The sequence below is a fragment of the Arthrobacter sp. NyZ413 genome (assembly GCF_049390645.1).
Taxonomy (GTDB): domain Bacteria; phylum Actinomycetota; class Actinomycetes; order Actinomycetales; family Micrococcaceae; genus Arthrobacter.
In genome coordinates, this window is the sequence record NZ_CP155434.1 from 2,465,042 (window position 1) to 2,484,121 (window position 19,080).

Genomic DNA, 19,080 nt, shown 5'->3' on the forward strand with positions numbered 1-19,080 from the left:
GCAATGGATCAGGCGACGTTGGAATACGCCACGACGCCGCGCCGGACAAGGTCGATCGCCTCACGGCAGATTTTGGCCAGGCGGCGTTCGAGTCCGGGAATCTTGGCCATCTGGTCCAGCAAATCGATTACCTGCTTGGCCCAGCGCACAAAATCGCCTGCCGCGAGGTCCGTTCCGCTCAGGACCTCCTGGAGGTGCCGGCCCTTGGCCCATTTGAAGATCGGCCACACCAACCCGAGCTCGGGCTCCGCCGTGAGGGGCAGGCGGTTTTTGTCTTCGATGTCTTCAAGGACGGACCATTCCTGGACCACAATGTCCACCGCCGTCTCGAGTGAAACAGACGGCATCTTGGGACGCAGGCCGCGGTCGTCCCGCTTGGCTTGGTAAACCATCGTGCTCGCCAGGGCGGCGAGCTCTGCGGCATCGAGATCCTTGATGGCTCCCTGTCGAATGGCTTGGGAAATCAGGAGGTCCTTCTCGCCGTAGATGCGCCGAAGGCGCTGGCCGTCCGCGCCGATGGCGACGTTGCCGCCGTCGGACGCCTGGATGTAACCGTACCCGGCGAGGACGTCGCACACCCGGTCGAAGGTCTTCGCGATCGTGTTGGTGCGTCCCTGGATCTGCCGTGCGAGGCCATCGGTTTCATGGCGGAGCTTCCACCACCGTTCGGCCCACCGGGCGTGGTCTTCGCGCTCGCTGCATCCATGGCAGGGATGGGCACGCAGGGCCCGCCGCAGGTCGGCGATCCTCTTTTCCTGGTCCGGCAGGTATCGGGCACGGCCGAAGTCCTCGTTCCTGCTGGACCCGCGCGCGGGCGGGCGGCCCTCGCGCACGGCGTTCCGCATGGCTGAGGCGAGGTCCCTGCGGGACTTGGGCAGCTTGGCGTTGAACGACTTCGGGATGCGCACCCATGACACCGGAGAGACCGGTCCGTCGACCTCGTACACGCCGATTCTGTGCATCTGGTTGTCTTCGGAGAGCACTGCCGGACGCGGTTCACGCGAGTTTGAGTCGCCATTGAGTACGACGGCGTAACCCGGCGTCCGTCCGCCGCTGACCTTGACGATGTCCCCCGGCATGAGCCGTGCGAGCGAGTCGACGGTGAGGGATTTGCGCGCCCGGGACGTGCTCCTGGAGGCCATTTGCTCGGCGTCGCTGAGATCGCGACGGAGCTTGGCGTATTCAGTGAAGTCGCCGAGGTGGCACTTCATGGACTCCGCGTATCCCGCCAACGATTCCTCGCGGCTGCGCACTTGCCGTGCCAACCCCACCACGGAGCGGTCCGCCTGGAACTGGGCGAAAGAGGATTCCAGGATCTGGCGCGCCCGGGTTCGGCCGAACTGGGCTATCAGGTTGATGCTCATGTTGTACGTGGGCCGGAAACTTGAATTCAGCGGATAAGTCCGCCTTGACGCCAGGCCGGCTACGGCGGTCGGGTCGGTTCCCGGTTGCCACAAGACCACGGCATGGCCTTCGACGTCGATTCCACGCCTGCCCGCGCGGCCCGTCAACTGCGTGTACTCCCCCGCGGTGATATTCACGTGGGCCTCGCCGTTGAACTTGTCGAGCTTCTCCAAGACAACGCACCGGGCCGGCATGTTGACGCCAAGCGCGAGGGTCTCCGTGGCGAACACGGCCTTCACCAGGCCATCGGCGAAGAGGTTCTCGACCACTTCCTTGAAGGTCGGCAACAGACCGGCGTGGTGGGCGGCGAGGCCTCGAAGGAGCCCGTCGCGCCAACTCCAGAAGCCCAGCACATCAAGGTCGTCGGCCGGAATCTCGCGGCTTGCCTCGTCCACCCTCGAGGCTATGATCCGCTGTTCACGCTCGGTGGTGAGCCATAGCCCCGCGGCGGCACATTGCGCCACCGCGCCGTCGCAGCCAGCGCGGGAAAAGATGAAGGTGATTGCGGGGAGGAGTCCTTGCCGGTCCAGGCTGGCGATGATCTGGGGACGGCTGGCCTTCCGCACGGGACTGCGCTGTTCCCCGGAACCGGAATTGCGCTGCCGGTCCTGCCCTCGGCGGTTGCGGCCGCCGTGTCCGTACCGGGCCCGGGAGTTCATTTGGCTCTCCGCCCTGGCCATGGACAACAATTCGGGGTTGACCTCGAATTCCTTCTGGCGGGAATTCCGGTCCTTCCCAGCGGACACTACCGGCACGCTTGAACCAGGTTCCGGGGCGCCGGGCGCGATCTCGTCAAAGCTCGTGTCCCCGGCAAAGAGGTCCACGATTTCGCGGCCGACCATGACGTGCTGCCACAAAGGAACGGGGCGGTGCTCGGAGACGATGACGTCGGTGTGCCCGCGCACGGTGTCCAGCCAGGCACCAAACTCCTCGGCGTTCGAGACCGTAGCGCTGAGGGAAACCACTTGGACCTCGCTGGGCAAGTGGATGATCACTTCTTCCCACACAGCACCCCGGAACCGGTCCGCGAGGTAGTGCACCTCGTCCATCACCACGTAGCCGAGGTCGCCGAGTGTATCCGAGTCAGCGTAGAGCATGTTCCGCAGGACTTCGGTGGTCATCACTACAACGGGCGCTTCACCGTTGATCGTTGTATCCCCGGTCAGCAGCCCGACGTTCGACGCACCGTACTTCGCGGACAGCTCGGAGAACTTCTGGTTGCTCAACGCCTTGATCGGCGTGGTATAGAAAGCCTTCAATCCCCGCTCGAGCGCAAGGTAGATGGCGAACTCGCCGACGATCGTCTTCCCTGCACCTGTCGGGGCCGCGACCAGCACTCCCTTGCCTTCCTGGAGGGAGCGGCAGGCCTCACGCTGGAAATCGTCGAGCTCGAACTCCAGGGACCGGACGAAAGTGCCGAGGTACGTTTTGGCTTCGGCACTCCGCTCCGCTGCTGCTTGGAACGCTTCTGAGGGCGAGAGTGCCCCGGAATTGGAAGACATGCTTCAAGCCTAGTGGCCGGAAGGCTACAGGTTCTCCAGATCCGAGGCGGGAGTGGCGACGTCCGCCGTGGCCTCCGTCTCAGCCGAGACCTTGGCCTGGCGGCGCACACGGCGTTTGTCGTTGATAAGGCAGATTCCAATGGCAGCAAAAAACAGCAAAAGCATGGGTACAGCCAGGTAGAACATGCTCATGGCATCAGCACCGGGTGCGGCCATGGCCGCAAACAGGCATACGAGGAAGACGGTGATCCGCCAGCTCTTGAGAAGTCGCTGGCCTTTGACAATGCCGGCCATATTCAGGCCTACCAAGACGACCGGAATCAGGAAAGCAACACCAAACGCCAGCAACAACCGGATGACAAATGCGAGGTACACATCCGCACTGATGAAGTTTGAGCCTCCTTGCGGAGTGAACTCGGTCAGGACCCGGACAGCATTCGGAAGGACGAGCCAAGCCAGCACGACACCGCCAATGAAAAGGGGCACTGCAGCGGCAACGAACGACAAGGCAAGCCGGCGTTCGTTCTTGTGCAGTCCGGGCACGATAAATGCCCACAACTGGTATATCCATACCGGGCTGGCGATGATGACGCCGAGGAACACTGAGACCTGGATCATCAGGTCGAAGGAACTCGCAACCCCGTCGAAGTTAAGCGCAGCTTGCCTGCCGTGCTGCTCGTTGAGGTCCTTGATGGGCTTGACCAATGCTGCTAGAAGCGGCTGGTAGACAATAAAGCCCACAATGGTCCCGAGGATGACGGCGATCGCAGCTTTGAAGAGCCTGTTCTTCAATTCCTTCAGGTGATCGAGCAGCGCCATCCTTCCTTCAGGATTGGCTTTTCGATTATTCACTTGCACCACGTGTTCGCATACACCACTTGTCAGAGACGAGTGCCCGGCGGAACGTCAGTCTCGCCGGCGTTCTTGCTTTTCTGGTCCGGGTGACCGACTACCTTGCCCTCAACCGGTTCGGTATCGCCGCTCGCGTCCGTTGATCCGTCCTTCTTCATCTCGCGAACCTCGGACCGGAAAATGCGCATGGACTGGCCGAGGCTCCGCGCCATGGAAGGCAGCTTAGGAGCCGCAAAGAGCACCAGGGCCAATACGACGATGATGACGATATGCCAGCCTTCAAGCCTCATGTTGGGAAGTCCTTTCGTTGGAATACATCCTACGTCTAACTGAATTCGATGTCGTGCAGGGACTGGGGTTGGCCCCGTTCCGCTTTGCGCTTGACGCGCCTCTGGCGACGAACTTCCCGGCGGGAGGCCTTGGCCGTCACGTAATCATGACGCATCTGCTCCGGTGAGGCAAAAACGGCCGCACCGAACACCTTCGGCGACGGAACGCCGTCGTCCCCTACCGGCAGGGAGGGGTGCAGGGGGCGCCCCAACTCCTCCCCCGCGGCACTCAACTCATGGAGCATCGCCATGAACTTCCGGAACAACCGTATGCCCATGAAAACGTAGCAAAGCAACGTCACAGCAATCAGGGCAACCCACAAAAGGATCCAAGTCCACCAAGGCATCTGTGTAGTCTATCCAGCCTTCATCCGGTACTGGCCAAGCGCCGCTTCCAACCACGCAAGCGAGGCGTCGGCCAGTTCCTTGGGATCGAGGATCCGCACGGCACCGCCATGCTGGGCAACGAACATGGGCAGCCAGTCCGCGTTGCCGAACCTGACCTCGGCGAGCAACCCGCCGTCGGGAAGCGCCGCCGTACGTTCGGCGTAGTAGTCATCCGCCAGGCCGGCGCCTTGGCGGGTCAAGTGCAGGACCACGACGACGTCGTCGTCGTTCGGCGTGTAGAGCTTCACCGGGGTGCTCGCTTGGGCCTCCGCGCCCGTGGAAACCCGGTGCCCGTTGGGGGCGATTTTCTCGATCCGGTCCAAGCGGAAATTGCGGAGGCCGGCTTTGCTGTGGCAATACGCTTCGAAGTACCACGTGCTGTCCAGCGAGTAGAGGCGCCGGGGGTCGACATCCCGTTCGGAGACGGAGTCGCGTTGCTGCGAAAAATAGCTCAAGTGCAGCTGGCTCCCCTCCTGGATCGCCGTAGTGATGACTTCGAAGGCTGAGGCTTCAGCGGGAGCCACCGGCGGCACGGCGACGGCGGCTCCCAATCGTCCCGCTTCGCCGGCCGCGCCCGTGAGCTTCAACGTCACGGATTCCAGGGCCCCGCTTTGCTCGTCCTCGGACAAGCCGCCCTGGGCGGGCAGGCCGTTCAGCGTAGCGAGGCCGGTCAGCAACGCGCACGCTTCGTCGACGCTGAATCGGATGGGCCGGTTAAGTTCGAGATGCTCCCGGATGTAAACGTGCTCGTTTTCCCAATCAATATCGAACAAGTCGTCCGGATAGCCCTCGGGCCGTCCCGAGCAGATCAGGATTTTCAAGTCCTCGATGAGCTCTTTGCGGCTTATCCCGAAGCGGTCCGCCACCTCCTGGATGGGCAAGCCCTGGTTATGGACCAGGAACGGGACCAATTGCAGCATGCGGCTGAGCTGGTCCTCGGACGTGCGCTTGCGCGCCCGGGGCGCGGGACCGGCATCGGGAAAACGGATTTCGACGTCGGGAGCCGCCGCGAACGCGGCCGCACCTTCGAGGCGGCGAACGACGGCGTCCCGCAACTCGGGCGGGCCGACGACCCCCACGTGGGGACCGTAGGAAGCGAGTTCCTCGGCGAGCGACTCGGTGTCCCGGAACAGCACCGAAAGTCCATCCCTCCCCGGCCCGGAGGCAAGACTCGTGGTGTCTACCGCGCGCTTCCGCAGCCCAAGCAGCCGGCCTTCGGCAACTTCGAGGGAGGCCTCCTGCAAGGGAAGCTCGTTGAGGCTGTCAAGCTCGGCCCGGGTATCAAACCCGGAGGGAATCTCGCAATGGTCCCGCGCCTCGACGTGGACGTCAGTGGTCATGCGGGACAGGCGGAAGAAGCGTTTCGCCTTCCGCTCCCGGTCGAAACCCACGAGGTACCACTGGCCGAAGCGGCTCCCGAGGCCCCAAGGCTCCACGATTCGGTCTTCTTCCAGGCCGGTACTGGCGGCCCTGTAGCCGAAACTGACGGGATGCTTGCCGTTCATCGCGCCAATGATGTCGTCGAACGCCTGGCCCGCCGGCTTGATGCGAGGCTGGACGCCGGCAGGAAGTTCGACGTCGGCCAGGCCCCCGGATGCCTGCAGCTTACGCAGCGCGCTTGCGGCGGCGGAGCCGAGCGCGGCGCGTTCCCACAACTGTGCCGCGAGGAGGAGGACCGTCCCCTCTGCGGGAGTCAGGTGCACGTCCGGAAGGGTGTTGGATTCCTTGCCGATGCGGTAACGCGTGGACGCGGGATCGTCGGAGCCAAGGCCTTGCTCGAGGATCGTCTCGATCTCGAAGCCGAACTGCTTCAAGTCCGCCTTGTCCCGTTCAAACATGCGGCCGAAAGCGGCGTCGCCGTCTCCGGCCGAGTGGTAGACCTTCTCCCTGAGGACGGCCCGGGACAGCCCGTATTTGGTGTCGAGCAGCGCAATGAGCAGGTTCAGGAGTCGTTCGGTACGGGAAGCGGACACGAGGGCAACGTTACTAAACTCCGCGGTTAAAGGCAGAAAGCACGTCTGCGGCCGGATTTCTCCGGCTGCGGACGTGCTTTCCAGCGGTGTGGAAATTAGCGGACTGCGACGAGGTCCACGACGAAGATCAAGGCCTCGTTGGGCTTGATGGCCGCACCGGCACCGCGGGAGCCGTAAGCGAGCTCGGACGGGATCTCCAAGCGGCGGCGCCCGCCGACCTTCATGCCGAGCAGCCCCTGGTCCCAACCCTGGATGACCTGGCCGACGCCGACGCGGAAGTCCAGCGGAGCGCCGCGGCCCCAGGAGGCGTCGAATTCCTCGCCGGTGGACCATGCGACGCCCACGTAGTGCGTGGAAACGGTGTCGCCTGCCTGGGCTTCCTGCCCGTCACCGACGATGATGTCCTTGATGACGAGCTCGGTGGGAACGTCGCCCTCCGGGAAGTCGATTTCCGGCTTCGTGCGGTCATAGTCACGCTGACCAAATGACATGGATACTCCTCAAATAGTTTGAAACGCGTTGGCGATGCTCAGAACAGGCTAGTAGGCGCCAAGGATGTCGACAACAAAGACGAGGTCTCCCACCGGCTGTCCGCTGCCGGGCGTCGCATCCGGGTAAGCCAAGGCCTTCGGGATGACAAGGAGCACGCGGGAGCCAACCGTCTTGCCCGTGAGGCCCTGGGTCCAGCCCTTGACCACGTTGGTGAGAGGGAAGGTAGCAACGCCCTTGTGGCCGAAGCTGTCATCGTAGCTCGAATCGAACGGCTTGCCATCGGACAAAGTCACGCCGACATAGTTGGCCATGACGGTGCTCGTTGCCTTGACGACATCGCCCTTGCCCTTGATGAGATCCTGGGAAATCAGGCTAGTGGGCGGCTTCACGCCAGCAACGGAAATCTGCGGAACCCCATTGTTATCCACCTTGACGGTAGGAAGTCCGGCGGGAGGAGTGACGACGTCGCCCTCGGGCTTGTCCAGGGCCTTGGGCGCATCCTTCGCCGACACGATCTTAAGCACGGCCAATTGGGCCGAAGTGGCCGGCGTCTCACCGGAAGCCGCGGTGCCGGGAGCCGCGAACGCCAGGTACGCGCCCACCTTCGCACCGACGAGGGCGTTGTATATGATCTCGTTGCCGCTCTTGAAGGTGTCGTTGAGTTCGAGGGGCTGTGGACCGTTCGGGAAGGAATCGTCGACGGTCTTGCCATCCTTGCCGTCAACAGTCACGTAAGACATGCCGACAATCTGGCCGGCCTTTACTTTGTCGCCGGTGCCGTCATTGATCAACTTGATGGTCGGTTGGGAGACGTCCAGGGGCTTGGTGAAGTCCAGGCCCGGCGCCTTGTTGTCGCCGTTGTCGGTGATTTTGAGGGAATCCAGCTTGGCCACATCGCCGGAGGACTGGCTGGTCGGTTCGGCGGATGGTGCCGGTGCCGGGCTTCCTCCGCAAGCCGTAAGCAGCAAGATGGCAGGGATGAGAATTGCTAGAAGACGTCGCACACACTGAACTTTCGTCGGGGCAAAAGGAGAGCATGGCCGTGCTTTGCCCGGCCATGCGCGTAAAGGCCTTCTTAAGGCCAACCTCCAGAATAGCGGGTGAAGCTGGGAGTCAGCCCATCGAGTCCAGCAGGGCATCCACCCGTTCGTCAACGCTACGGAACGGATCCTTGCACAGGATCGTCTGGTGGGCGCGATCGTTCAGCTTCAAATGGACCCAATCCACCGTGTAGTCGCGTCCGAGTTCCTGCGCCCGGCGGACAAAATCGCCGCGGAGTTTGGCCCTGGTTGTCTGGGGCGGCGCGTCAACCGCGTCCTTGATGTCGGTATCCGCCACGAGACGGCGGGCAGCGCCCCTCGATTGAAGCAGGAAGAAAAGGCCGCGCTTGCGGGAGATGTCGTGGTACGTCAGATCCAATTGGGCGATCCTCGGGGAATCCAAGCCGATTCCATGGCGGCGCATGTAGCCGTCCATCAGCTTCTTCTTGATGGCCCAGTCGACCTCGGTATCCACTCCGCTGGAGTCGCCGCTCTCAATGGCGTCCAGCGTCCGCTCCCACAGGTCCAGGATGAGCGGGACGTGTTGGTTATGGGCACCGTTCGACGCCACAAAAGCGCTGACTTTGGACAGGTACTCCCTCTGGATGTCCAGGGCCGTCAACTGCCGCCCGTTGGCCAGCCGTACCAACGCCTTGCCGCTCAGGTCGTGGGAGATCTCACGGATGCTGCGGATGGGGTTCTCCATGCGCATGTCGCGCATGATCACGCCGGCCTCGATCATCCGCAGCAGCAAGTCCACGGTTCCCACCTTCAACAACGCGGTTGTTTCGGACATGTTGGAATCGCCCACAATCACGTGCAGGCGACGGAAGAACTCGGCATCTGCGTGTGGTTCGTCCCGGGTGTTGATGATCGGCCGGGACCGGGTGGTGGCCGATGACACGCCTTCCCAGATGTGGTCGGCCCGCTGGGAAAACGCGAAGGTGGCTCCGTGTGGAGTCTTGAGGACCTTGCCCGCACCGGCGATCAATTGACGGGTGACCAGGAAGGGAATCAGGATCTCGGCGAGCCGGGAAAACTCGCCGCGCCGCGGGATGAGGTAGTTCTCGTGGCTGCCATAGGAGTTTCCGGCCGAGTCGGTGTTGTTCTTGAACAGGTACACCGTCCCGTTGAAACCTTCCGCCGCCAGGCGTCCCTGTGCCTCCTCGACGAGGTCGTCGAGAATAAGCTCGCCCGCCCGGTCATGGGCTATCAGCTGGGCAAGGTCATCGCACTCCGCCGTCGCGTATTCGGGGTGGGAGCCCACGTCAAGGTACAGCCGGGAGCCGTTGGTGAGGAAGACATTCGATGACCGGCCCCAGCTCACCACCTTGCGGAAGAGGTACCGAGCTACTTCTTCAGGGGCGAGGGGCCGGGAGTCCGGACTCGAATAGGAAATGCCGAATTCGGTCTCGATGCCGAAAATCCTTTTGTCCATGTCAGGCCTCCCCTGTCAGCAGCTGCGTGATTTCTTCCGCCCGAAGACGCCGGAAGGCGCGGCGCGATCCACGTCCGCTCTCGGAGCTTCGATCCAGGACAGCGGCCTCGACGGCGGTACCCGGCAAGGCGTCCACTTCCTTGTCCGTGGCCAGCGCCTTGACGGCCAGCCGCAATACATCCGCGAGGCCAAGATCCGCGTGCCACCCGGCCGCAACTACCCCGGCGACCTGCTCGGCCACGCCGCCCATCACCACGAAGCCGTTTTCGTCCGCGATGGAACCGTCAAAGGTCAAGCGGTAAAGATGGTCCTGCTCTTGGGTGCGCCCCACTTCAGCGACGGCCAGTTCCACTTCGAACGGCTTCTGCTCAGCGGTGAAGACCGCGCCCAGGCTTTGGGCGTAGACGCTCGCCAGTCCGCGGGCGGTGACGTCCTCACGGTCATAGGAGTAGCCGCGGACATCCGCGTAGCGCACGCCTGCTTGACGAAGGCTTTCGAACTCGTTGTACTTGCCGACGGCCGCGAACGCGATTTTGTCGTAGATTTCCCCGATCTTATGCAGGGAGGGCGAGGGATTCTCCGCGACCAGGGCAATTCCGTCAGCGCCGCTGATCACGACGACGGAGCGGCCCCGGGCGATGCCCTTCCGCGCGAAATCCGCACGGTCCTTCATAAGTTGCTCGGGCGATACGTAGAACTGCTGTGTCATCTCAGGCCTCCCGTCCGGCAACTGCACGCGACTCGACAATGGATTCGGCAATCGCGGCCAATTCCCGTTCGGAGATCCGGCGGGCACCGGCGCGATTGACCGTGTAGACAACTGGCCAGAGTTGGCGGACCGGATCCGGGCCGCCCGTGGCCGAGTCGTCGTCGGCGGCGTCGTAGAGGGCTTCCATCGCGACGGCGACAGCTTCGTCCTCCGTGAGGTTCGGCCGCCAGAGCTTCTTCAGCGCGCCTCGCGCGAATACGGAGCCGGAACCCACCGAATGATGCTCTATTTCCTCGTATCGTCCGCCAGTGACGTCGTACGAGAACAACCTGCCCACGCCGGACACCAGATCGAAGCCCGCAAAGAGCGGGATCACTGCGAGGCCCTGCATTGCCATGCCGAGGTTGCCGCGGATCATGGCACCCAGGCGGTTGGCTTTGCCGTCCAGGCTGAGAAGGGTTCCTTCGATCTTCTCGTAGTGTTCCAGCTCCACCTGGAATAAACGGATGATGTCAATGGCAAGGCCTGCGGTGCCGGCGATCCCAAGGACCGAGTATTCGTCGGCCGGGAACACCTTCTCAATGTGCCTGCTGGCGATGACGTTCCCCATCGTGGCGCGGCGATCGCCCGCTACCAGGACGCCGCCGGGATAACTGAGCGCCACAATGGTGGTCCCATGCGGCACCGGCGGGATATGTCCCGCCGGCAGCGCTTGATTGAAGGGAAGGAGTTCAGGCCGGGAGCGTTGCAGATGCTCGGTAAACGAAGACGTTGCCTGGGTGGCCAGATGGCCGGCTGCTGGATCCTGCATTGCTGCGCTCCTTCGACTCTGACGTCCGATGCCCGGCGGCCTCGCGCCGACCGGGCCTTTGGATTAGCTGGGGTTTGTTACTGGCCGCCTTTTTGCACGAATGCCCGCACGAATTCTTCGGCGTTGGACTCGAGGACGCCGTCGATTTCGTCCAGGAGGTCATCGACGCCCTGCGTCGCGACTGACGCCTGTGCTTCCGGTGCCGCGGGTGGCGCCTCGGGGACGTCGGTTTCGACCTCAACGTCCCGCGATTGCGGTTGCTGCTGCTCCTGAGCTGCCATTTCCTTCTCCATTCTGTCCATCCCCCGCCGAGGGGACTTCCTGTAATGCCATACTGCCACGCAGGAGGCCGCGCCGCTGCGGTTTTTACGGTTTGCTTGCGAGCCGCGGTGACGGCCCGCCCGACTCACCGGTTCAGGCCGGCGGGGCCTGATCCAAACCGAGCAATTCCCGAAGAAAAGCCCCCGCGGTATCGTGCTTCCGGAAGAGCTGGCCCGTCAGCGCCTCGGTGCCCCGGAGCGGTTCACGGGTGGGAACCCGCTGGAGCTTTCCGATTCCCGGGACGTCGAAAATGACCGAATCCCAGCTCGCGCCGACAACGTCCTTGCCGAAGGTCGAGACGCACATCCCGCGGAAGTACGCCCTGGTGTCCGACGGCGGTTCGAAGACTGCCCGGGCGATAGTGGCGTCGTCGACGAGTGACTGCATGCGGCCGCGGGACAGCAAGCGGTAATACAGCCCCTTCTCGGGCCTGACGTCGGACCATTGCAGGTCCACAAGGCCCAATCGTGCGTCGTTCCACTCAAGCCCGTCACGGTTCCGGTAGCCGTTCAGGAGGGACATTTTGGCAAGCCATTCGACCGACGACGCCGCAGCCCCGGGATTGCTCCCCAACAGCGCCAAGGTGGATTCCCACCTGTCCAGGACCTCACGTGTATGCCCGTCGCCGGTGAAGGCGTCCGAGACGCCCGTCTCCTGGGCAAGTTTGGCCGCGGCCTCGTAGTACATCCACTGGATGTCCAACGCCGTGACCCGTCTGCCGTCGAGCAGCTTGACGGTCGCCGTCAAAGATGTGTCGTGGCTGATGGCCTGAAGGGCGGCCACAGGCTCGTGGACCTCGATCTTTGGCGCCTTCCCGGCTTCGATGAGGCTCAGCACCAACGCCGTGGTGCCGAACTTCAGGTAGTTGGAGACTTGGCTCAGGTTGGCGTCGCCGATGATGACGTGCAAGCGCCGGTACTTGTCCGCAGTGGCGTGCGGTTCGTCCCGGGTGTTGATGATCGGGCGCCTGATGGTGGTTTCCAGCCCTACTTCGGCCTCGAAGAAGTCAGCCCGCTGGCTGACCTGGAAGCCGGCGCCGGAGCCGTCCTGGCCCCGCCCGAGCCTGCCTGCGCCACAGATGACCTGCCGTGTGACGAAGAACGGAGTCAGGCCCCGGACGATCTCGCCGAACGGGACCGAGCGGGGCATGAGGTAGTTCTCATGCGAGCCGTAGGACACTGACTTGTTGTCGGTGTTGTTCTTGTACAGGTTGATTGCCGGCAAATCGGGATCCGCCGCGACCTTCCGTACGGTGGCCAAGGCGACGAGGTCGCCGGCGGCATCCCACGCAACTGCATCGCGGGGATTCGTGACCTCGGGGCTGGAGTATTCCGGATGGGCGTGATCCACGTACAGGCGGGCCCCGTTGCCGAGGACCATGTTCATCAGGAGCGAGCCCGATTCGTCACCGCCGTCAGCTTCGAGTTCCTGCCGGCCGTACGCCAACGCAACGGCTTCGGCGTCGAGCACGGGCGGCCTGTCCGTCAATTGGCTGGGATCCGCCGCGCTGCGCTCAAGGGTCCAGCCGCGGGCATCGTGCAGCGGTTCCTCGTCCGTATAGTCCCAGCGGGTTTCGGCGCCGCCAGCAGCCCGTTGGCGGGTGAGGTTGGCATACGCCTGGATGATGCGCGCAGACATCATCGTGGCGTTCGCCCCGGGAGCCGAGGGCGCGTGGATGCCGTATTCGGTTTCCGAACCCATGACCCGCATGGCCCCGCCCGCGGGGAGTTTCTCCGAGGGCAGGGCTTCCGGCCGGGCCGTCACAGGTATTGGCCGGTGTTGGGAGTCGTTTCGATCGACTTCCCGGGCTCCTGGCCGGCTTTGCCCTGGACGATGGTGCGGATATAGGTGATGCGTTCACCCTTCTTCCCGGAGATGCGCGCCCAGTCATCCGGGTTGGTGGTGTTCGGCATGTCCTCGTGCTCGCGGAATTCGTCGACGACGGCTCGCAGGAGGTGGTCGATCCGCAGCCCCTTCTGGTGGGTGAGCAGGAGATCCTTGATCGCGTACTTCTTGGCCCGGTCCACGACGTTTTGGACAACGGCGCCGGAGTTGAAGTCCTTGAAGTAGAGCATCTCGGTGTCACCGTTGGCATAGGTCACTTCGAGGTACTCGTTCGACTTCTCCGTGGAGTACATCGCTTCTACGGTCCGCTGGATCATGGCGTCCACCGTAGCCTGGACGTCTCCGCGGTGCTCGGCGAGGTCCGTCGGATGGAACGGGAGATCGGTGGTGATGTACTTCGCGAAGATATCAGCGGCTGCCTCGGCATCGGGCCGCTGGATCTTAACCTTCACGTCCAGTCGCCCGGGGCGGAGGATCGCGGGGTCGATCATGTCTTCGCGGTTTGACGCGCCGATGACGATCACGTTGTCCAGCCGTTCGACGCCGTCGATCTCGCTGAGGAGTTGCGGCACGATGGTCGTTTCGACGTCGGATGAAACGCCTGTGCCGCGCGTGCGGAACAGGGAGTCCATCTCGTCGAAAAACACGACTACCGGGCTACCGTCCGAGGCCTTTTCGCGTGCCCGGGCGAAGATCAAACGGATGTGGCGCTCAGTCTCGCCGACATACTTGTCCAGGAGCTCGGGACCCTTGATGTTCAGGAAGTAGCTCTTCAGGTCCAGGTTGCCCGCCCGCTCGGATGCCCTGGCAGCCAATGAATTGGCTACGGCCTTCGCGATGAGGGTCTTTCCGCAACCGGGAGGACCGTAGAGCAGGATGCCCTTGGGTGCCTTGAGTCCGTGTTCGCGGTACAGGTCAGGGTGCAGGAACGGAAGTTCGACGGCGTCGCGGATCTGTTCGATCTGCGGCCCCAGGCCACCGATGTCCTCGTACGTTATGTCCGGGACTTCTTCGAGGACCAGGTTTTCGACTTCCGCCCTGGGCACTTTCTCAAGGGCATAGCCGGTACGCGAATCGAGCGACAAGGCATCGCCGACGCGCAAGCGTTCCTTCTGCAAGGCGCCCGAAAGCCGGACGACGCGCTCCTCGTCTGCCCGCCCGACCACCAAGGCGCGGTCTGTGCCGAGCAGTTCCTTGAGCGTTACGAGTTCTCCCGCGCGTTCGTAGCCCAGTCCGGTCACCACGAGCAGCGCCTCGTTGAGGAGGACTTCCTGGCCCACCGCGAGGTGGTTGATGTTGACCAAGGGGCTGACGCCCACCCTCATCTTCCGGCCGGCGTTGAAAATGTCCACCGATTCCTCGGTTGCCGCCTGGCCGGTGCTGCCCGCTGTGGGCTGGCGCCTGGGGTTGATCTGCAGGATGGTTCCAAAGCTATAGGGCGGTTGTCCGTCCTGTTCGAGCGCTCCCTTGAGGCGCAGGATTTCGGCTTTGGCCGTTTCCAGCATGTTTACGAGCTTGGTGTTGTTCTGCGTGGCGGTGGCCAACTGGCGGTCGATATGGCGAAGTTTGTCGCGAAGGATGTTTATTTGGCGTTCCGCGACAGTGAGTTCGCCGGAGTCCTCCACTGGTTGGACTACTCCGCCTCCATGCCCCACTTTTCCTTCAGCCACAGCCTTGTTCGATGACTCTTCAGGTGTTGAGCGCCCGAAGTCATTGTTCGACGTATCCACGAAGCATCAGCTCCTTCCGCTTTCTATAAATAGACCTTAGCCCTCAAAAGCGTTGTGAAACCTGTGACATTCGGAATACCGGCCAGTTTGTGATCTTCGGCTACTGCCCCGGCGCGGGGTCATCCTTGACGTTCGTGCCGGCAATCGCGTCCCGGGCCGCGCGGCGCAGTTTCTTGTCCGACACGGACCGCTCCCCCACGGCGCCGGGTGTCCACGCGTTCAGGTCCTCTTCGCTGAACTCGGTCTTGGACGGGCGTCGCTTCACGGAAATACCCGTCACGCCGTCGGCAAGCCGCCGCGTCACGAGGAGGAAACCAGTATGGGCCACCATCCGGTGGTCTGGCCGCACGGCCAGGCCCTCAAGGTGCCAACCGCGGACCATGGACTCCCACGCATCCGGTTCGGTGAAGCGGCCGTCGGCACGGATTGCCTCGGCGGTGCGGGAAAGCTGCGTGACGGTTGCGACGTAGTTGATCCAGACGCCGCCCGGCGCCAAGACCGTCGCAACGGCGTCGAGGCATTCCCAAGGGGCGAGCATGTCAAGGACCACGCGGTCGACGGATCCCGGCTTTTCGCTGCGGACAACTTCTTCCTGGAAGTCGCCCAAGGAGATTTTCCAGGCAGGGTGCGGGCCGCCGAAGATCGTCTCTACGTTGCCTCGGGCGATATCCGCGAACTCTTCGCGCCGCTCGAACGAGTGCAGGTAACCGCCGTCACCGATGGCCCGGAGCAGGGAGATCGACAGGGCGCCGGACCCGACTCCGGCCTCGACTACGCGGGCACCGGGAAAGATGTCCGCCATGGTGACGATTTGCCCGGCGTCCTTCGGATATACCACCGCGGCACCACGCGGCATGGACAAGACGAAGTCCGAGAGCAGCGGACGCAACGTCTGGTACTGCTGCCCGATGTTGTTGGCCACCACTGAGCCATCTACCTGGCCGATGATTTCATCGTGGTTCAGGAAGCCCCGATGCGTGTGGAAGGCTCCGCCTTCTTCCAGCGTAATGGTGTTCATCCGGCCGCGTTCGTCCGTGAGCTGGACCCGCTCGCCGACACGGAACGGTCCCCTGCGCCGGGCAGCGCCGGTCGGCTGGATGACGGGTTCGGCGATGCCGGTTGCCTTGTGGTTGGCGGCGGTTTCGCTGCTCATGGGTGGTTCCTCGCTCCTGTACGGCTGGGCCGTCAATTGTTGCCGTAGTTGCTGCTCGGTGCTGCGCTCTGCCGGCCGGGTTAATTCGCGACCGGCAGGTAACTCTACCGGCAAGCTCCTAGGGGCGCCCGCTCCGCCGGGCTTCTTTACCTGTAATGGCTGTCACTACGGTTTGCTGCCGCAGGAGGCCCGTCACGACGCCGGCATCGTCCACCACCGCGTACTCGCCACCGTTGAGTTGGGCCAGGTATTGGATGAGTTCCTGGCCGCTCGAAGTCCAGGGCACGTAGGCACCGTCCGCGAGCGGCGTGGAAACCGCTGTGACGAAGGTCCCGTAGATCTCCGACGGCGGCACAGCGGCGATGGCGGCCGGGTCCACCACCCCTTGCGGTCGGCCATCCGGCGCGCAGATCACGACGGCGGGAAAACCGTGGGGAGCCACGCTCAGGACATCCGCAACGGTTGCTGAGTTGGGAATCCCGACGGCGGGTTCGGCCAGGGCGGCGGCGCTCACCAAATGCACGCGGCTGCGAAGGGTCGCGCTATTGATGGCCCCGGACGCCCCCATCCACAAGAAGCTGCAGACGAGGAGGGTGACAAGCAGCAAGCTGAGGTCCGGCGAGTTGCCGCTCAGCAAAGGCAAGGCGAAGAACCACACGACCAGGACAACGACGATGACCCGGCCTGCCCATCCGGCAGCAATCGTTCCTTTTTCCTGGCTGCCCGTGGCTTTCCAGACGGCAGATTCCACAAGGCGGCCGCCATCGAGGGGAAGGCCCGGGAGTACGTTGAACACGCCGATCAGGAAATTTGCCCACATGAGGATATTCGTCAAGGTGTCAGCGACCCCAGTGAATACCCCCGCCGCCAGCAAAAGCCAAGCCGCCCCCGCGAGCACAAAGTTCGCGACCGGCCCGGCCAAGGCAACAACGACTGAACGACCTGGGGACGCAGTGTAGCTTTCGAACTGCGTGTGGCCGCCCCAGAGATTGAGCACGATCTTTTCGGTAGGCCAATTGAAGGCCTTAGCGCTCAAGGCATGGGCCAATTCGTGGACCAGCACGGAAATCGCCAGGAGCAACGCGTACGCGAACGCAACAAAATACGCACCGATCCCCAGGAAGTGGTTGCGCAACAGCAACGCAGGCCCGTAAACAATCACCGTGAACGCTGCAATGATGAACCAGGAGTAGGCCAAATAGACCGGGATGCCGGCGATCCGGCCAAGGGGGATGCCGTCCTTCATGCTTCCGCGGGCCCTTTGGCCGGCGTTTGGGGGAATGCTCACTTACTTCGCCTGTCCGAGGAGGGCGCCGGCAAGAAGGCCGGCCGCTGCGCGCTCGGCAACAAGGGCTTCGAGATCTGCGACACCCCTGCCCTCAAGGGTTTCCCATGTGGTCCGGCGGGGATCTTCCGGGAGGGGCATCTGGTGCGGAATGCCGACCGTAACCACACCTGAGGCGATCGCGGCCGCTACTCCGGGCACGGAGTCCTCCAACGCGACGCATTGTCCGAGCGCCAGTTCAGCATCCGTCATGCGAAGCCGCTCCACAGCGGTGAGGTAGGCCTCCGGATCGGGCTTGCCGCGGCGGACCGTATCTCCAGTCACAAGGAATTCGAAGTAGGGCTTGGGGAGGCTGGCTACCACTTCCCTGGCCATGGGCCCTTCGGACATCGTCACAAGGGCGCACCGCACCCCGGCTTCGTAGAGTGCGTCGAGCAACTCGCGGGCACCGGGCCGCCACGGTACCTCCGTACGGATGCACTCGATGACGCGGGCACTTAGGGTATCGACAATTTCACGCTTGCCAAGGTTCACGCCGGCGGCCTGCAGGATGCCGGCTGAATACATCAAGGACTGACCTACGAGTTGCATGGCTTGCTCGTGGCTCCACATGCCCCCGTACGACTCCACGAGGCTGCGCTCCGCGGCGATCCAATACGGTTCGGTGTCGACCAGCGTGCCATCCATGTCCCAGAGCGCGGCTTTAAGGAGGGGCTGGCTGGATGAGGCATGCATGCCATCAAGTCTACGTGGAAGGAAGGTACGCATTTGCCGGTCTACGCCCGCGGCGAAGGACAGCCACGCGGTTCCCTTAACGCCATGCACGGTTGCCGGACTTGGACGTAGGGTGAGTGGATGAACAGTTTGGACGGAGCCCCCGACGGACAGGCCACTTCCCCCGAACCCGGGAGCCTTCTGGTTCCCGTCCCTGATGGTCAGCGCATCACCGTGATGCTGGCGGCGTTCGAAGGTTGGAACGACGCCGGCGAAGCAGCGAGCGACTCCCTGCACTACTTGAACAAGTTGTGGCAGGGAAAGAAGGTTGCGTCCGTTGATGCCGACGACTACTACGACTTCCAGTTCACCAGGCCCACGGTGCGGCGCACCGCCACCGGAGCCCGCAAGGTGAAATGGCCCTCCACCCGCCTTTACAAAGCCAGCGTTCCGGACAGCAATGTCGATGTAGTGATTGTGCTCGGCACTGAACCTTCCTACCGTTGGCGCGCTTACACAGCCGAACTCCTGGTCCATGCCGAAGCATTGAAGGTGGACTACGTTGTGCTCGTCGGCGCGCTCCTGGCCGATGTTCCGCATAGCCGCCCGATCCCCGTCAGCACCACCACGGACGACAACGGCCTGCGGCAACGCTTGAACCTGGAAGCTTCCCAGTACGAGGGGCCTGTGGGCATTGTCGGTGTCCTCGCCGAGTTTGCGCTGCTGGCCGGGCTTCCCACTGTTTCGCTGTGGGCGGCCGTGCCGCACTATGTTGCCCAGGCGCCCTCGCCCAAGGCTCAATTGGCCATCCTGAACAGGATCGAGGACCTGCTGCAATTGCCGCTGGATACCCATGCCCTGAGCGAAGAATCCGAAGCCTGGGAACGTGGCGTGGACGAACTCGCCACCGAGGATCCGGAAATCGCGGCATACGTCCGGCAACTCGAAGAGGCCAAGGACACCGCGGACCTGCCCGAGGCGAGCGGCGAGTCGATCGCACGCGAGTTCGAGAGGTACCTGAAGAGAAGGGGCAAGGAAAAGCCCTGACGGCTTGGCCGTCAGGGCTTGCCCTGTTCCACCGCGCTTCCCGGGACC

At 63.4% G+C, this 19,080-nt stretch carries 17 protein-coding genes; 1 reads left to right on the top strand and 16 read right to left on the bottom strand.

The window, feature by feature from the left end; translation table 11 throughout:
* Positions 1–8: 8 nt before the first annotated feature.
* The 16 genes from ABCW42_RS11575 to ABCW42_RS11650 form a co-directional block, all read right to left on the bottom strand.
* Complete coding sequence (locus ABCW42_RS11575; RefSeq protein ID WP_423181393.1) at positions 9–2,906, bottom strand: DEAD/DEAH box helicase; 2,898 nt, start codon at positions 2,904–2,906, stop codon at positions 9–11.
* A gap of 24 nt (positions 2,907–2,930) precedes the next feature.
* Positions 2,931–3,725 carry a twin-arginine translocase subunit TatC gene (gene tatC / locus ABCW42_RS11580; RefSeq protein WP_423181394.1) on the bottom strand — a complete coding sequence of 265 codons (795 nt, stop codon included), beginning with the start codon at positions 3,723–3,725 and terminating at the stop codon, positions 2,931–2,933.
* 62 nt (positions 3,726–3,787) lie between these two features.
* Positions 3,788–4,048 carry a Sec-independent protein translocase subunit TatA gene (gene tatA, locus ABCW42_RS11585; protein WP_423181395.1) on the bottom strand — a complete coding sequence of 87 codons (261 nt, stop codon included), beginning with the start codon at positions 4,046–4,048 and terminating at the stop codon, positions 3,788–3,790.
* 35 nt (positions 4,049–4,083) lie between these two features.
* On the bottom strand, positions 4,084–4,434 hold the full coding sequence (locus tag ABCW42_RS11590; protein ID WP_423181396.1) for a hypothetical protein: 351 nt from the start codon (positions 4,432–4,434) through the stop codon (positions 4,084–4,086).
* A gap of 9 nt (positions 4,435–4,443) precedes the next feature.
* Positions 4,444–6,447 carry a helix-turn-helix transcriptional regulator gene (locus ABCW42_RS11595; RefSeq protein ID WP_423181397.1) on the bottom strand — a complete coding sequence of 668 codons (2,004 nt, stop codon included), beginning with the start codon at positions 6,445–6,447 and terminating at the stop codon, positions 4,444–4,446.
* Positions 6,448–6,542: 95 nt separating this feature from the next.
* Complete coding sequence (locus tag ABCW42_RS11600) at positions 6,543–6,938, bottom strand: FKBP-type peptidyl-prolyl cis-trans isomerase (RefSeq protein WP_423181398.1); 396 nt, start codon at positions 6,936–6,938, stop codon at positions 6,543–6,545.
* A 48-nt stretch (positions 6,939–6,986) separates the two neighbouring features.
* Complete coding sequence (locus tag ABCW42_RS11605; RefSeq protein ID WP_423181399.1) at positions 6,987–7,943, bottom strand: FKBP-type peptidyl-prolyl cis-trans isomerase; 957 nt, start codon at positions 7,941–7,943, stop codon at positions 6,987–6,989.
* A 109-nt stretch (positions 7,944–8,052) separates the two neighbouring features.
* The gene (pafA, locus tag ABCW42_RS11610; protein ID WP_423181400.1) at positions 8,053–9,417 is read right to left on the bottom strand and encodes a Pup--protein ligase; all 1,365 of its coding nucleotides are present in this window, start codon (positions 9,415–9,417) and stop codon (positions 8,053–8,055) included.
* A 1-nt stretch (position 9,418) separates the two neighbouring features.
* The gene (gene prcA, locus ABCW42_RS11615) at positions 9,419–10,126 is read right to left on the bottom strand and encodes a proteasome subunit alpha (RefSeq protein ID WP_423181401.1); all 708 of its coding nucleotides are present in this window, start codon (positions 10,124–10,126) and stop codon (positions 9,419–9,421) included.
* Position 10,127: 1 nt separating this feature from the next.
* Positions 10,128–10,937, bottom strand: a complete 810-nt coding sequence (prcB, locus tag ABCW42_RS11620) for a proteasome subunit beta (RefSeq protein WP_423181402.1) — start codon at positions 10,935–10,937, stop codon at positions 10,128–10,130.
* Positions 10,938–11,014: 77 nt separating this feature from the next.
* Positions 11,015–11,218 (bottom strand): ubiquitin-like protein Pup, encoded by a 204-nt coding sequence (locus ABCW42_RS11625; RefSeq protein WP_423181403.1) that lies wholly within the window; start codon positions 11,216–11,218, stop codon positions 11,015–11,017.
* Between the two features lie 133 nt (positions 11,219–11,351).
* A complete protein-coding gene (dop, locus tag ABCW42_RS11630; protein WP_423184871.1) occupies positions 11,352–12,968 on the bottom strand; it encodes a depupylase/deamidase Dop in 1,617 nt (538 codons plus the stop codon).
* A gap of 50 nt (positions 12,969–13,018) precedes the next feature.
* A complete protein-coding gene (arc, locus tag ABCW42_RS11635) occupies positions 13,019–14,833 on the bottom strand; it encodes a proteasome ATPase (RefSeq protein ID WP_133205885.1) in 1,815 nt (604 codons plus the stop codon).
* A 100-nt stretch (positions 14,834–14,933) separates the two neighbouring features.
* A complete protein-coding gene (locus ABCW42_RS11640) occupies positions 14,934–15,986 on the bottom strand; it encodes a tRNA (adenine-N1)-methyltransferase (RefSeq protein ID WP_423181404.1) in 1,053 nt (350 codons plus the stop codon).
* A 118-nt stretch (positions 15,987–16,104) separates the two neighbouring features.
* Positions 16,105–17,232, bottom strand: coding sequence for a site-2 protease family protein (locus ABCW42_RS11645; RefSeq protein ID WP_423184872.1), 1,128 nt, complete (start codon positions 17,230–17,232; stop codon positions 16,105–16,107).
* Between the two features lie 42 nt (positions 17,233–17,274).
* A complete protein-coding gene (locus tag ABCW42_RS11650) occupies positions 17,275–18,006 on the bottom strand; it encodes an HAD family hydrolase (protein ID WP_423181405.1) in 732 nt (243 codons plus the stop codon).
* A gap of 120 nt (positions 18,007–18,126) precedes the next feature.
* Between ABCW42_RS11650 and ABCW42_RS11655 the strand changes: the two genes are divergently transcribed.
* Positions 18,127–19,032 (top strand): PAC2 family protein, encoded by a 906-nt coding sequence (locus ABCW42_RS11655; RefSeq protein ID WP_423181406.1) that lies wholly within the window; start codon positions 18,127–18,129, stop codon positions 19,030–19,032.
* Positions 19,033–19,080 lie beyond the last annotated feature (48 nt).